This is a genomic window from Streptomyces sp. NPDC088785, assembly GCF_044750685.1.
In the GTDB taxonomy this organism is placed as follows: domain Bacteria; phylum Actinomycetota; class Actinomycetes; order Streptomycetales; family Streptomycetaceae; genus Streptomyces.
The window spans coordinates 234982-248777 of record NZ_JBIVKH010000008.1 but is presented as its reverse complement, the minus strand read 5'-3'; the positions used below and the strand labels follow the sequence as shown (position 1 = coordinate 248777).

The window sequence follows — 13796 nt, the reverse complement described above, 5'->3', positions numbered from 1 at the left end:
CGTACCGTCCGGTATGGCCTCGTCACCGGAAGATCTGAGAGCCCTGGAAGCCCTGCTCACCGCCCCCGGCGCGCCCTTCGCCGTCGAACGCGACGAGGGCGGACGCCTGTCCTACGCCGAAGGGCCGCGCACGCTGCGGGAGTTCGCCGAGACGACCTGGGCGTTCGGCGACACGCCCTTCCTGATCGCCGACAGCGGCCGGCTCACGTACGGCGAGTTCTTCGCGGGGGCGTGCGCGCTGGCCCGCCGGTTCCTGGCCGCCGAGGACGAGGGCGGGTACGGGCTGCGGCCCGGCGACCGCGCCGTCATCGCCCTGCGCAACCATCCCGAGTGGCAGGTCGCCTTCTGGGCGGCCCAGTTGGCGGGGCTCGTCGCGGTGCCGCTGAACTCCTGGTGGACCGCCGCCGAGCTGGCCCACGCCCTGGACGACTGCCGCCCGCGCGTGCTGGTCGTCGACGGGGAGCGGTACGAGCGCGTCGCGCCCTGGCTGGCCGGCGCCGCGGCCGGTGCGCGGCCCTGGACGCTGGTCTGCCACGAGGAGGGGCGGGAGGTGGCCGGGCCGCGCGTCGAGCGGTACGCGGATCTGCCCGTCGCCGATCCGCTGCTCGGGCCGCCCGACGTCGAGGTCTCCCCGGACGCCGACGCCACGATCCTCTACACCTCCGGCACCACCGGCCGCCCCAAGGGCGCCGTCGCCACGCACCACGCGCACATGGCGGCCATCGCCAACCCCCGCTATTTCGCGGCCCTGTCGTCCCTCGGGCGGGGCGTGATCCCCGGCCAGGGGCCGCTCCTTCCCGGGCTGCTCACCTTCCCCTTCTTCCATGTCGCGGCCTTCACCGGGTTCTACGGGGCCATGGCGGCGGGCGGCACGCTCGTCCTGATGCGCAAGTGGGACACCGACGCCGCGCTCGCCCTGATCCGCGAGCACGGCATCGGCAGTTTCGGCGGGGTCCCGGCGACGGCGCTCCAACTCCTCGCCAGGGCCGACGAACTGGACGACGACCTGCCGACCCTGACCATGTTCAACACCGGCGGGGCCGCCGCGCCGCCGGAACTGGTGGCCCGGCTCACCGCCCGCTTCGGCGACCGGATCGAACCCCGCAACGGCTACGGACTCACCGAGACGCTCGGCGGCGTCAGCGCCAACTTCGGGGAGCAGTACCGGCGGGTGCCCGGCAGCGTGGGGCGGACCGCGCCCGCCGTCGAGGCGCGGGTCGTCGGTCCGGGCGGGGCGGTGCTCGGGGCGGGGGAGGTGGGGGAGCTGTGGTTGCGCGGGCAGAGTCTGATCCGGGGCTACTGGGGTGATCCGGGGGCGACGGCGGCCGCGTTCGGCGAGGACGGGTGGTTCAGGACCGGGGACCTCGCCGAGATCTCCGACGGGCTGATCAGCGTCGTCGACCGGATCAAGGACATGGTGATCCGGGGCGGGGAGAACGTGTACTGCGTCGAGGTCGAAGGGGTGCTGCACGGGCATCCCGACGTGCTGGAGGCGGCGGTGGTGGGGGTGCCGCATCCGGTGCTGGGGGAGACGGTCGCCGCCGTGGTGCGGGTGCGGGGTGGGTCGGGGCTCGATGCGGGTGGGGTGCGGGAGTTCGCTGCGGGGGCGCTGGCCGCTTTCAAGGTGCCGGAGCGGGTGGTGGTGCAGGGTGACGCGTTGCCGCGGAACGCCACGGGAAAGATCCTGAAACACAAGATCCGCCACACCCTCCTGTGACCCGCACTCCGCCTCGGGGTGATCTTTTACGCGCGCCACCGTGGGGGCTGGTCGCGCAGTTCCCCGCGCCCCTGGGTAGTTGTTCGTCTGCGGGCCGGTGGCCTCTTCTCGCGCAGTTCCCCGCGCCCCTGAGGCGTGCGCTGCGCGCAGCCTCCCCCTGAGGCTGCGCTTCGCGCGCCTCTCCGCCCGGGGGCGGGGGCGGGGGCGCGTCGCTCGCCCTTGGGGGTGCGCCTCTCTTGATGAGATGGCGCACGCAGTGCGCATCTCAGGGGCGCGGGGAACTGCGCGAGAAGAGGCCACCGGGCCGCGGACGAGATGCGACCTGGGGGACCAGCCACGACGGTGGCGTGGACGAGATGTGACCTGGGGGCGCGGGGAACTGCGCGATCAGCCCCCACCGGGCCGCGGGCGACGTGCGGCCCAGGGGACGGGGGTCAGTTGCGGGTGATCGTGATTCTGTAGTCGCCGGACGCGTCCACCCCGGTCACCGCGATACGCACCCCCGCCCCCCGATCCCGGAACACCTCGCCGGGCCGCCACGTGGCGTCGGAGAGTTCGGCGTGGACGTTGGGGCGGCGCGTGCAGCCCCCGGAGTCGGGCGTCGCGTCCTCCACGGTGACGGGTCCGTGCCCGGTGTCCACGTCGGCGTCGACCCGGTAGATCAGCGCCCCGGGCCGGCACACGGCCTCGTCGTTGCCGCCGGGGGTGCGCACCTCGACCGCGAACCCGGTCTTGGCGGTGAGCGGCACGAACGCCATCTTCGTCCCGCCGTCGCGCACGGACATCGGCGAGATCACGTGCTGGGTGGTGCCCGGCTGGGCGGCGCAGCGGATCTGGGAGTCGTCGAGCCAGCCCAGCTTCCACTTGTGCCAGCCGAGCAGATCGTTCCCCACGCCCCAGTCCTCGCTCATGATGTCCCAGTGCCCGACGGCGCCCCCGCCGTCCTGGGTGTAGAGGTCGGGCAGCCCGAAGACGTGCCCGTTCTCGTGCGGCAGCACCCGGTACCCGGTCTCCGCGTACGAGCCGGAGCCGTCGTCCTGCCGGGAGTACACGAAGGACGCGTTCGACAGCGGCACCCCGTCGGCGACCGGCGCCTCCTGGTTCCCGGCGAAGGTCACGGACAGCACGGTGTCCAGGGCGGACGGCCCGGCGTTCGGGGTGACGAGGATGTTCACGAGGTCGTAGTCGCGGAAGTCCACGTCGGGGTCGGCGGCCGCCACGATGTCGTCGACCAGCTCGCGGTAGCCGGGATCGAAGGGGGCGCCGCGCTCTATCCCGTACGCGCTGAACGCCTTCGGCATCCGCAGCCAGTGTCCGACGGGGGCCTCGGGCACGTAGTCGAGCCGGCCGTACGAGGCGGTGGCGAACCAGCGCTGGGTCTGCGGGAAGAACTCCGCGAGCCGGTCCGTGGCGCTGCCCTCGCCGGGGGCGTCGGGGAAGTCGACCATCAGGTTGAGCGCGTGGACGGTGCCGGTCGAGCGGGCGTAGCCGGTGGCGGTGGGGACGCCCTCGGACATCTGGACGCCGAGCGCGCCGCGGATCATGCAGGAGCCGAGGGAGGTGGACCGGGCCAGGGCGACCGGGCCCGCGGCGGTGGTCCGGCCCTCGACGGTCCGGCCGGTGCTGGCGGACATGGTCAGCGCGAGGGCCACCGCGGTGGCCCCGGCGAGCAGCGCGCCGCGCCGGCCCCTGCGTATCTGCTGCCGCATCCGATCCGCCTCACCGTCGTGGTCCGGGGTCCGTTTCGATCACCCTGTGACGAGGTGCGGCGGGTCGCGCGCTGGGTGCGCCGATCGTGGGTTTCTGCCTCCAGGAGGTGTGACTCAGGTCACATGGGATCGGGGAAATAACCGGGGACGCTTTCCCCGTTTGACCAGATGTCCCGCAAAGCGGGGACCAGATCCCCACTTCCCGTACCGAGGAGACCGCCGTGGCCACCGCCCCCGTGACCGAGCAGCCGCAGCGCCGCGTCCCGCGCCCGCGGGCCGACGCCGTGCGCAACCGGGAGCGGATCGTGGCCGCCGCGCGCGAGCTGCTCGTCGAGCACGGGACGGAGCTCCCGCTCGACGAGGTGGCCCGCCGCGCGGGGGTCGGCAACGCGACGCTCTACCGGAACTTCAAGGACCGGGGAGAGCTGCTGCACCACGTCGTCCTGTCGGTCACCGACCACGTGACGGACCACGCGGAGCGGGCACTCGCCGCCGAGGACGCCGGCGAGGACCCCTTCACCGTGCTGCGCGGCTTCGTGCACGCCGCCGCGGACGAGCGCATCGGCGCGCTGTGTCCGCTGCTCAACGCGACCTTCGACAAGGACCACCCCGAGGTGGTCGCCTCCCTGGACCGGCTCACCGCCGCCATCGAGGACCTCATCGGCCGCGCCCACGCGGCCGGGCGGCTGCGCCCCGACGTCGGCGTCGGGGACCTCATGGTCGCCCTCTCCCAGCTCACCAGGCCGCTGCCGGGCACGGCATGCCTCGGCTTCGACCGCTTCGTCCACCGTCATCTCCAGCTGTTCCTCGACGGCCTGATGACACCCGCCCGCTCGGAACTCCCGGGTGCGGCCGCGACCTTGGAGGACCTCCGCCAGGACTAGCTCCTCGCTCCCGGCTCCGCACCCGAGCCCCGCGTTTTCCGTACACCCCGGGCACACCCCGGGCACGTATGCACACGGCCGCCCGGCGCCCGTACGCACCCGAATTCTCACGCTTATTCATGACTTGGAGTCCCGCTGTGGGTACGCCCTTGCCTGTCACGGCACCCGACGCGCGACGCTGGAAGGCTCTCGTCTTCATCGCGCTCGCCCAGCTGATGGTGGTCCTCGACGCCACCATCGTGAACATCGCCCTGCCCGCCGCCCAGAGCGACCTGGGCATATCCGACGGCAACAAGCAGTGGGTCATCACGGCCTACGCGCTCGCCTTCGGCGGCCTGCTCCTGTTCGGCGGACGCATCGCCGACCTGTGGGGCCGCAAGCGCACCTTCGTCACCGGCCTGCTCGGCTTCGCCCTCGCCTCCGCGATCGGCGGCGCGGCGCAGAACGAGGCCATGATGTTCGGCGCCCGGGCCCTCCAGGGCCTCTTCGGCGCGCTGCTCGCGCCGGCCGCGCTGTCCCTGCTCGCCGTGATGTTCACGGACGCCAAGGAGCGCGCGAAGGCGTTCGGCATCTACGGTGCGATCGCCGGTGGCGGTGGCGCCGTCGGCCTGATCCTCGGCGGTTTCCTCACCGAGTACCTGAACTGGCGCTGGACCTTCTTCGTGAACATCCCGTTCGCGATCGTCGCCGCCGCCGGTGCCTACTTCGTGATCCGCGAGCCGGTCGGCAGCCGCAACCGCTCGCCGCTCGACATCCCCGGCGTGCTGCTGTCCACGCTCGGCCTGGTCTCGCTGGTCTACGGCTTCACGCGCGCCGAGGCCAACGGCTGGTCGGACGCCACCACCATCGGCCTGTTCGTCTCCTCGGCGGTGCTGCTGTTCGCCTTCGTCGCCGTCGAGGCCCGGGTCAAGCACCCGCTGCTGCCGCTGCGCGTCGTCGCCGACCGCAATCGCGGCGGTGTCTACGCCTCGCTCGGTCTCGCCGTCATCGGCATGTTCGGCCTGTTCCTCTTCCTGACCTACTACCTCCAGATCGTGAAGGGCTTCTCGCCGGTCAAGACCGGTTTCGCGTTCCTGCCGATGATCGCGGGCATGATCGCGGGCTCCACCCAGATCGGCGCCCGCCTGATGACCCGGGTGCCGCCGCGCCTGCTGATGGGCCCGGGCTTCCTGGTCGCCGCGCTCGGCATGGGCCTGCTGACCCAGCTGTCGGTCGACGCGTCCTACCCGGCGCTGGTCCTGCCGGCCCAGCTGCTGCTCGGCCTCGGCATGGGTACGGCATTCATGCCCGCCATGTCGCTCGCCACCATCGGCGTCGAGCCGCGGGACGCCGGTGTGGCCTCCGCGATGGTCAACACCTCGCAGCAGGTCGGCGGCGCCATCGGCACCGCGCTGCTGAACACGATCGCCGCCTCGGCCACCGCCTCGTACCTGGCGGACCACGCCGCGGGCGCCCGCAGCCAGAAGCTGCTCCAGGCGCAGGGCATGGTGAGCGGCTACACCCACGCCATCTGGTGGGCCGTCGGCATCCTGCTGGTCTCGGCGACGATCGCCTTCACCATGATCAACACCGGGGTCCCGGGTGTCGGCGCGGCCTCGGCCACGTCCGGCGACACGGACGGCGCCGAGGACGAGTTCAAGGTGCCGGTGATCGCGCACTGATCCGCGCCGCGGCGGACCTCACCTGAGCCAGGGGAGGTCCGCCCCGGCCGCCTCCGGCTGGAGTCCCTCGGCGACGATCCGCATGATCTCGCCGAGGGACTTCCGCTGTTCCGCGTCCAGCCGGTCGAAGAGCGCGTGCCGGACGGCGGCCACATGGCCCGGCGCGGTCCGCTCCAGGACGCCGAGGCCCTCCTCGGTGAGCACCGCGAACTGGCCCCGCTTGTCCGAGGGGCAGTCCTCGCGGCGCACCCAGCCGTTCGCCTCCAGGCGGGCGATCGCGTGCGAGAGGCGGGAGCGGGTGATCTTCGCGTCCCGCGCCAGCTCCGTCATCCGCAGCCGCCTGCGCGGCGACTCGCTCAGCTTGACCAGCAGCCCGAAGTAGACGTGCGGCATCTTCGCGTCGCGCTGGAGCTGGCGGTCCAGGTGGTCCTCCAGGAGCGTGGTGGCATGGAGGTACGCCCGCCAGACGCGCTGCTCGTCCTCGGTGAGCCACTCGGGCCCGGTGCTGTCGGGCCCGGTGCTGCTGTCCGCGCTGTTCTTCGGCTCCATGGCGTCCATCGTAGAGACCTCCTTCTTGAATATTAAACAATTGGCGCGTACTTTCGTGTACAGCAGCACTTGAATCTTCAAGGAGGTTGTCGTGACCGCCCCCCTCGCCCCCGAGCGCATGCCCGCGCTCTACCTCTCCCACGGCGCCCCGCCGCTCGCCGACGACGCGCTCTGGCCCGGCCAGCTCGCCGCCTGGTCGGCCGGTCTGCCCCGCCCCACGGCGATCCTGATCGTCTCGGCGCACTGGGAGGAGGCCCCGCTCGCGCTCGGTGCCGTCGAGACGGTCCCGCTGGTCTACGACTTCTGGGGCTTCCCCGAGCACTACTACCGAGTGACGTACGCGGCCCCGGGCGCGCCCGCGCTCGCCGCGTCCGTACGCAAGCTGCTGCGCGCTCCGGGGACGCCGGTGCAGGACGTGCCGGACCGCGGCCTCGACCACGGCGCGTACGTTCCGCTCGTCGAGATGTACCCGGACGCCGACATCCCCGTCCTCCAGGTCTCCATGCCGACGCTCGACCCGCGGAAGCTGATGGACATCGGGCGGCGGCTGGCGCCGCTGCGCGACGAGGGCGTGCTGATCGTCGGCTCCGGCTTCTTCACGCACAACCTCGCCGCGCTGCGGCAGGGCGGCGTCCCCTCCTGGTCGGCGGAGTTCGACGACTGGGGGCAGCGGGCGCTGGACGCCGGGGACGTGGACGCGCTCCTCGACTTCACGCGCAAGTCGCCGGCCGGTGCGCTGGCGCATCCGCGCACCGAGCACTTCGCTCCGTTGTTCGTGACGCTGGGCGTGGCCGAGGCCTCCGGTGAGCTGGCGGTGCAGCGCTCCGTGATCGACGGTTTCTGGATGGGCCTGGCCAAACGCTCCCTGCAATTCGGCTGACGCGCGGCCGGTGTCGGGGTTCCCCGCGCCTCGCTGGGTGAGTTCTTCGTCTGCGGCCCGGTGGGGGCTGGTCGCGCAGTTCCCCGCGCCCCTGGGTGGTTCTTCGTCTGCGGCCCGGTGGGGCTTCTCGCGCAGTTCCCCGCGCCCCTGAGATGCGCACTGCGTGCGCCATCTCATCAGGAGAGGCGCGCCCCCGTCCCGCCCCTCAGTGGAGGCGCGCGGAGCGCAGCCTCTGCGGGAGGCTGCGCGTCAGCGCATGCCTCAGGGGCGCGGGGAACTGCGCGGGAAGAGGCCACCGGCCCGCAGGTGAAGTGCGACCCAGGGGCGCGGGTGGTGGCGGCTTAAGGTTCGGGGATGGGTGATGTGGTGATCAGGGACGGGCGCGAGGCGGATCTCGGGGCGCTGACCCGGCTGTACAACGAGTACGTCCGCACGACCCCGATCACCTTCGACACCGAACCGTTCACCGAGGAAGCGCGACGCCCCTGGCTGCACGCGCACCCACCCCACGGCCCGCACCGCCTCCTGGTCGCCGAGGATGGAGACCGCATTCTCGGGTACGCGACCTCAAGCGCGTTCCGGCCGAAAGCGGCGTACTCCACATCCGTCGAGGTCACCGTCTACTGCGCCCCGGACGCAGGCGGACGCGGCATCGGAACCCGGCTGTACGAGGCGCTGTTCGAGGCGCTGAGCGGCGAGGACGTGCACCGGGCGTACGCGGGCGTGACCCAGCCCAACGAGGCGTCCGTGCGGCTGCACACCCGCTTCGGGTTCCGCCCGATCGGCACCTACCACGAGGTGGGGCGGAAGTTCGGCCGGTACCACGACGTCGCCTGGTTCGAGAAGGATCTCGGCGGCGCCGACTCCGACGGGTGACGAAAGGCCCTGGTTCTCGTGACCTTTGCGGGCGGCACGCCGGCCCGGAACAGGCAACCATCGGAGCACCAGGGTCGTCTCAGGTGACAGAGGCCCGCCGCCGACCGTGGGTGACGTCGCCCGCGCATCACGGCTTGACCTGCGTTTCTGTGGACCCCGGCGGTATCGCGCCGGCCTCCTCGCGCAGTGTGGCGCGACAGGGTACTGCATGATCACAAAAAAGATGGGCGGCTTGGGAATTCTGTCCGGATTCCAGGCGTTGATTCCTTCGGATGCAGGGCACCCGTGAAGGGCGACAAGCCGACCTACCACCGCAAGGGAGCACGCATGGCAACCCGTGCCGTAGCCCGTCGTAAGTCCGCCGCCTCCGGCGAGACTGATGCGGCACGCAGTGTTCGCGCCGTAGGCGGGGAGATCGCCGACCGCGACCTGGTCGGCATGTACCTCGACGAGATCGCGCGGACACCGCTGCTCGACGCCGCCAAGGAAGTAGAGCTCTCGCAGACCATCGAGGCGGGCGTGTACGCCCAGCAGATCCTCGACGGCCGGCTGGGCGATTTCGGCGACAGCGAAGCCGCGGGGAAGGCGTCCCGCGAGGAGCTGGAAGCGCTGGTCGCCGAGTCCGAGAAGGCCAAGGACATCTTCATCCGGTCGAACCTGCGGCTGGTGGTCGCGGTGGCCCGGCGCTACCCGCGCTCCGGCCTCCCCCTGCTCGACCTGATCCAGGAGGGGAACGCCGGCCTGGTCCGCGCCGTCGAGAAGTTCGACTACCGCAAGGGCTTCAAGTTCTCGACGTACGCGACGTGGTGGATCCGTCAGGCCATCACCCGTTCCATAGCCGACCAGTCCCGCACCATCCGCCTCCCCGTCCACCTGGTCGAGGAGCTGGGCCGGATCCGCCGGGTGCAGCGCGAGTTCAACCGCGAGCACGGGCGCGAGCCGGAGCCCGCGGAGATCGCCGCGCAGCTCGACAAGACGACGGCGGAGCGCGTCACCGACGTGCTGGACTGGGCCCGCGACCCGGTCTCGCTGAACATGTCGGTGGACGACGAGGGCGAGACGCAGTTCGGGGACCTGCTGGAGGACACCTCCGCGGTCTCCCCCGAGCAGTCGGTCCTGACCCTGCTGCGCAGCGAGGAGCTGGACGATCTGATCGGCCGGCTCGACCAGCGCACCGCGTCGATCATCAAGATGCGGTACGGGATCGAGGACGGGCGCGAGCGCACCCTCACCGAGGTCGGCAAGGAGCACGGGCTGACCCGCGAGCGCATCCGGCAGATCGAGAAGCACGCGCTGCTGGAGCTGAAGAAGCTGGCCCGCGACACCGGCTTCGACGCGGCCGCGTAGCCCCTCCGGGGACGGCGGGGGCACCCTCCTGGCCCCGCCGTCCCGATCGGCCCCGCCCCGCCCAGCCGCTTCCGACCAGTCGCCCGACCAGATGCTGAAGAGCCGCGGGCGCCCCCGCTCACGTACCGCGTACCGGGTACCGACCCGAGTACCGAGCACCCCGCACCCCATACGGAGTCACGGAGTCACGGAGTCACGGAGTCACGGAGCGGCCCGCACCAGGCGGCCCCCCAACTCCCGCACGGCGGAGATCAGTTCCTCGGGGCCCCGGACGCGGAAGTCGAACCCGGTCATCGCCAGGCGCACGGCCATCCACTCCACGGGGTCCGGCACGGACCCGCGCAGCCGGCACCCCCCGCCCGGCAGCGCGTCGAGCGTCCCCACCGCGCCGGGAATCCGTTCGGCGACCGCGTCCACCGGCGCCGAGAACTCCACGTCCAGCCGATAGGGGACCGCGCCCCGCGACGACACCGACCGCCGCACGAACGCGGCCGCGTCCCCGTCCGGAATCTCCCGCGGCGTGAACCGCGCCCCGGTGGCGAACGGCTCGGTGAGCCGGTCGACCCGGAACGTCCGCCAGGCGTCGCGATCGATGTCGTACGCCACGAGGTACCAGCGGCGCCCGGTGGAGACGAGCCGGCTCGGCTCGACCAGGCGGCGCGTCTCGGAGCCGTCGGCCGCCCGGTAGTGGAAGCGCAGCCGCTCGGTGCCGGCCGTCGCGGAGGCGATCACCGTCAGCGTCTCGGGCGCGATGGTGGCACCGTCCCCCGAGGTCAGCGGGATCGTCGCCGCCTGGAGGGTGGCCACCCGGTGCCGCAGCCGGCCCGGCAGCACCTGCTCCAGCTTGGCGAGCGCGCGCACCGACGCCTCCTCCACCCCCTCGACCGCGTGCCCGGCACCGGCGCGCAGCCCCACCGCGATGGCGACGGCCTCCTCGTCGTCGAGCACGAGCGGGGGCAGCGCCTTGCCCGCGACCAGCCGGTAGCCGCCATCGGCGCCCAGCGTCGCCTGGACCGGATAGCCCAGGTCGCGCAGCCGGTCGATGTCGCGGCGGATGGTGCGCCGCGAGACCCCCAGCCGCTCGGAGAGTTCGCCGCCGGGCCATTCGCGCGGGGTCTGCAACAGGGAGAGGAGGTGGAGGAGCCGGGCCGGAGTGTCCGTGCTGGGCGTCGTCATGTCCTCCAGGATGCCTGCCATCTAGGACACGCTCTGGCCTAGATGGGTCCTACCGTGGGGGCATGACCTCAAGCGCAGCAACCGCGGCCGGAGCGACGGCCGGTACGGACCACGGCGACCGGCGTCGCTGGTTCGCCCTCGCCATCGTGATGACGGCGGCGTTCATGGACCTGGTGGACGTCACGATCGTGAACGTCGCCCTGCCCACCATCCAGCACGACGAAGGCGCCACCTCCGGCCAGATCCAGTGGATCACCGCCGGGTACGCGCTCGCCTTCGCGGCCCTGCTCATCACGGGCGGCCGGCTCGGTGACGTGTTCGGCCGCAAGCGGCTGTTCCTGCTCGGCATAGGCGGCTTCACCGTCGCCTCCGCGCTGTGCGGGTTCGCCGTGGACCCGGAGATGCTGGTCGCCTCCCGGATCCTCCAGGGCGGCATGGCGGCGATGATGGTGCCGCAGGTCCTGTCGATCGTGCATGCCACGTTCCCCGCCCACGAGCGCGGCAAGGTGTTCGGCCTGTTCGGCGCCATCGTCGGACTCGGCGCGGTTACCGGCCCGCTGCTCGGCGCGCTGCTCACCGAGTGGAACATCGGCGGCCTGGAGTGGCGTCCGATCTTCCTCATCAACCTGCCCGTCGGCATCGCCGCGCTGGTCCTCGGCTCCCGCGTCATCACCGAGTCGAAGGCGTCCCGGGCGCTCAAGCTGGACCTGGTCGGCGTCGTCCTGGTCACCCTCGCGATGCTCGCGCTGGTCTATCCGCTGACCGAGGGCCACGAGAACGGCTGGCCGGTCTGGGGGTTCGTGATGATGGCGGCCTCCGTGCTGATCGTCGCCGCGCTCGTCGCGTACGAGAAGGCCAAGACCCGGCGCGACGGCTCCCCGCTCGTCGAGCTGTCCCTGTTCCGGGTGAAGAGCTTCGCGGCGGGCATCGCCGTGCAGACCGTCTTCGGCGTCACCACCGGCATCTTCTTCCTGACCTGGACGCTCTACATGCAGCTCGGCCTCGGCTGGAGCCCGCTGCGGGCCGGGCTGACCGGGGTGCCGTTCTCGATCGCGGTGTCGGTCGCCGCGGGGATGTCGGTGCAGAAGCTGGTGCCGCGCTTCGGCCGCAAGGTGCTCCAGGCGGGCGCTCTGCTGATGGCCGCCGGTGTGCTGATCTACGTGGGGGAGGCCGGGCACTACGGGCTCGGGATCGCCTCCTGGCAGATGGCGCTGCCGCTGGTCGTCATGGGTCTCGGCATGGGGCTGATCGTCGCGCCGCTCACCGACGCGGTGCTGTCCGAGGTGCCGCGCGAGCACGCCGGATCGGCGTCCGGGCTGATCAACACGGTGATGCAGATGGGCAACGCGCTGGGCCTGAGCCTGGTCTCGGTCGTCTTCTTCACGGTCGTCGAGGACCATGCCGCGCAGGGCGGCACGGCCTTCGTCGACGGGTTCCGCGGCGCCCTGCTGTGGGTGGCCGGGATCCTCGTCGGCATCTTCCTGCTGATGTTCGCCCTGCCGAAGCGGGCGGCCGCCGAGGGACCCAACGGACCCGAGGGACCGGAGGGGCCCGCCGGGTCGGCGGAGCCGGAGAGCGGGCGGGAGCTGGTCGCGGCCCCGTAGCGGCGCGCGGGCCTCAGGCGCTGGACCCCACCTGGTCCAGCGCCTGAAGCACGTGCGCGGGGCTCCCTCCGGGCGCCACGGCCTGCCCGATCCGCTGCCGGACGGCGGCGCGCACCGTGGCCCACGACCGCAGCCCGACCGGATGGAACTCGGCGTCCGGCAACTGCCGCACGAACGGCCACAGCTCCCGCTGCGCGCGGTCCTCCTGCAACTCCTCGGAGTCGCTGACCGTCGCGGGCAGGGTGCCGGTGTCCGAGCCGTAGGTGCGGGCGGCGTGCGAGGTGAACAGGAAGGTCAGGAAGGTCTTCGCCGCGTCCAGCCGCCCGTTGTCCTTGAACGCCATCAGCCAGTCGTTGAGGCCGACCGGCGGCGCGGCCCCACCGCCGTCCCGCTTCGGGAAGGGCGCGGTCGCGAACGCCAGGCCCGCCCGCGCGGCCGCGGGCAGCAGCACCGGGTGGGCCAGCAGCATGCCGGCCCGGCCCTTGAGGAACAGCGCGTACGCCTGGGTGCGGGTGAGCTTCGCCGGGTCGGGGCCCGCCAGGCCCGGGGCGACGAGCTTGTCGCGCAGCCAGGTCAGCGTCGCCACGTTCTCCGGCGCCGCGAAGTCGTACCCGGACAGCGAGGCGTAGCCGCCGTCGCCCGCGAGCAGCCAGGCGAGCAGTTCGTCCTCGGCGGCCTCGGGGCCGAAGGTGAGCGCGTACGGCGTGGCGACCCCGATCCGCCGGAGCGCGTCCGCGCACGAGCGCAGCTCGGCCCAGGACGTGGGGGCCGCGGTGAGCCCGGCCTGGGCGAACAGGGCCTTGTTGTAGAACAGGCGCGGGGCGCTGGCCTGCGTCGGGATGCCGTACTGGATGCCGTCGACCTTGCCCGCGGCGGCGAACGAGGTGATGAAGTTCGCCTGCACCGGCACGTCGAACAGCTGCTCGGCCCGGTAGAGCCTGCCCTCCTCGGCGTACGGCGCGAAGAAGTTGCCCTCGGAGATGTCGGGGGCGCGGCCGTCCTTGACCCGGCGGGCGAGCGTGGCGTCCAGCGTGAGGAAGGGGACGCGCTCGACCTTCACCGTGATCGCCGGGTGCTTCTTCTCGAAGGCCCGCACCGCGCCGGTCCAGCGCTTCTCGATGGACGTGCCGACCGTGCCGTCGTACCCGGCGAGCAGCAGCTCCAGCGTGACGGCGTCCCCGCCGCCGGCACCGCCCGGGCCGCAGCCGCTCATCGCCAGGGCGCCCGCCCCGCCCAGGCCCGCCGTGTGAAGCGTGTGAAGAAGGAACCGCCGTCGCCGCACTGCGCTTTCCCCGCTGTTCTGTTGTGAGTTCCCCAGGTCTTTCGTCCGTGGCACATTGTGCCACACGGGCATATCCTGACGGTGTGGCAGGCATGGCCGCCCGGCGGCCGT

11 protein-coding genes are annotated in these 13796 nt (G+C 72.3%); 7 read left to right on the top strand and 4 right to left on the bottom strand.

All coding sequences use genetic code 11. The annotated features are described in order from the left end of the window. Positions 1–13: 13 nt before the first annotated feature. Positions 14–1717, top strand: coding sequence for a class I adenylate-forming enzyme family protein (locus ACIP5K_RS23105; RefSeq protein ID WP_401412188.1), 1704 nt, complete (start codon positions 14–16; stop codon positions 1715–1717). A gap of 434 nt (positions 1718–2151) precedes the next feature. On the opposite strand, the gene ACIP5K_RS23100 is transcribed toward ACIP5K_RS23105, so the two are convergent. Further along, the gene (locus tag ACIP5K_RS23100) at positions 2152–3426 is read right to left on the bottom strand and encodes a M6 family metalloprotease domain-containing protein (RefSeq protein WP_401412186.1); all 1275 of its coding nucleotides are present in this window, start codon (positions 3424–3426) and stop codon (positions 2152–2154) included. 221 nt (positions 3427–3647) lie between these two features. Here ACIP5K_RS23100 and ACIP5K_RS23095 point away from each other — a divergent pair, with 221 nt between their 5' ends. Both ACIP5K_RS23095 and ACIP5K_RS23090 read left to right on the top strand, forming a co-directional pair. Continuing rightward, positions 3648–4310, top strand: coding sequence for a TetR/AcrR family transcriptional regulator (locus tag ACIP5K_RS23095; protein ID WP_401412184.1), 663 nt, complete (start codon positions 3648–3650; stop codon positions 4308–4310). 119 nt (positions 4311–4429) lie between these two features. Next, positions 4430–5971 (top strand): MFS transporter, encoded by a 1542-nt coding sequence (locus tag ACIP5K_RS23090; RefSeq protein ID WP_401412182.1) that lies wholly within the window; start codon positions 4430–4432, stop codon positions 5969–5971. Between the two features lie 18 nt (positions 5972–5989). On the opposite strand, the gene ACIP5K_RS23085 is transcribed toward ACIP5K_RS23090, so the two are convergent. Continuing rightward, on the bottom strand, positions 5990–6520 hold the full coding sequence (locus ACIP5K_RS23085) for a MarR family winged helix-turn-helix transcriptional regulator (protein ID WP_401412300.1): 531 nt from the start codon (positions 6518–6520) through the stop codon (positions 5990–5992). Between the two features lie 118 nt (positions 6521–6638). Between ACIP5K_RS23085 and ACIP5K_RS23080 the strand changes: the two genes are divergently transcribed. The 3 genes from ACIP5K_RS23080 to ACIP5K_RS23070 all read left to right on the top strand — a co-directional run bounded on the left by ACIP5K_RS23080 (position 6639) and on the right by ACIP5K_RS23070 (position 9623). Further along, entirely contained in the window at positions 6639–7400 is a 762-nt protein-coding gene (locus tag ACIP5K_RS23080) for a dioxygenase (protein ID WP_401412298.1), read from the top strand. A 354-nt stretch (positions 7401–7754) separates the two neighbouring features. Beyond that, entirely contained in the window at positions 7755–8276 is a 522-nt protein-coding gene (locus ACIP5K_RS23075; protein WP_401412180.1) for a GNAT family N-acetyltransferase, read from the top strand. A 327-nt stretch (positions 8277–8603) separates the two neighbouring features. After that, positions 8604–9623 carry an RNA polymerase sigma factor RpoD/SigA gene (locus ACIP5K_RS23070; protein WP_401412178.1) on the top strand — a complete coding sequence of 340 codons (1020 nt, stop codon included), beginning with the start codon at positions 8604–8606 and terminating at the stop codon, positions 9621–9623. 201 nt (positions 9624–9824) lie between these two features. On the opposite strand, the gene ACIP5K_RS23065 is transcribed toward ACIP5K_RS23070, so the two are convergent. After that, positions 9825–10820, bottom strand: coding sequence for a helix-turn-helix transcriptional regulator (locus tag ACIP5K_RS23065; RefSeq protein ID WP_401412177.1), 996 nt, complete (start codon positions 10818–10820; stop codon positions 9825–9827). 41 nt (positions 10821–10861) lie between these two features. Here ACIP5K_RS23065 and ACIP5K_RS23060 point away from each other — a divergent pair, with 41 nt between their 5' ends. After that, on the top strand, positions 10862–12403 hold the full coding sequence (locus ACIP5K_RS23060; RefSeq protein WP_401412175.1) for an MFS transporter: 1542 nt from the start codon (positions 10862–10864) through the stop codon (positions 12401–12403). 13 nt (positions 12404–12416) lie between these two features. Here ACIP5K_RS23060 and ACIP5K_RS23055 read toward each other — a convergent pair whose 3' ends face one another. Continuing rightward, on the bottom strand, positions 12417–13616 hold the full coding sequence (locus ACIP5K_RS23055) for an extracellular solute-binding protein (RefSeq protein WP_401412174.1): 1200 nt from the start codon (positions 13614–13616) through the stop codon (positions 12417–12419). Between the last annotated feature and the right edge of the window lie 180 nt (positions 13617–13796).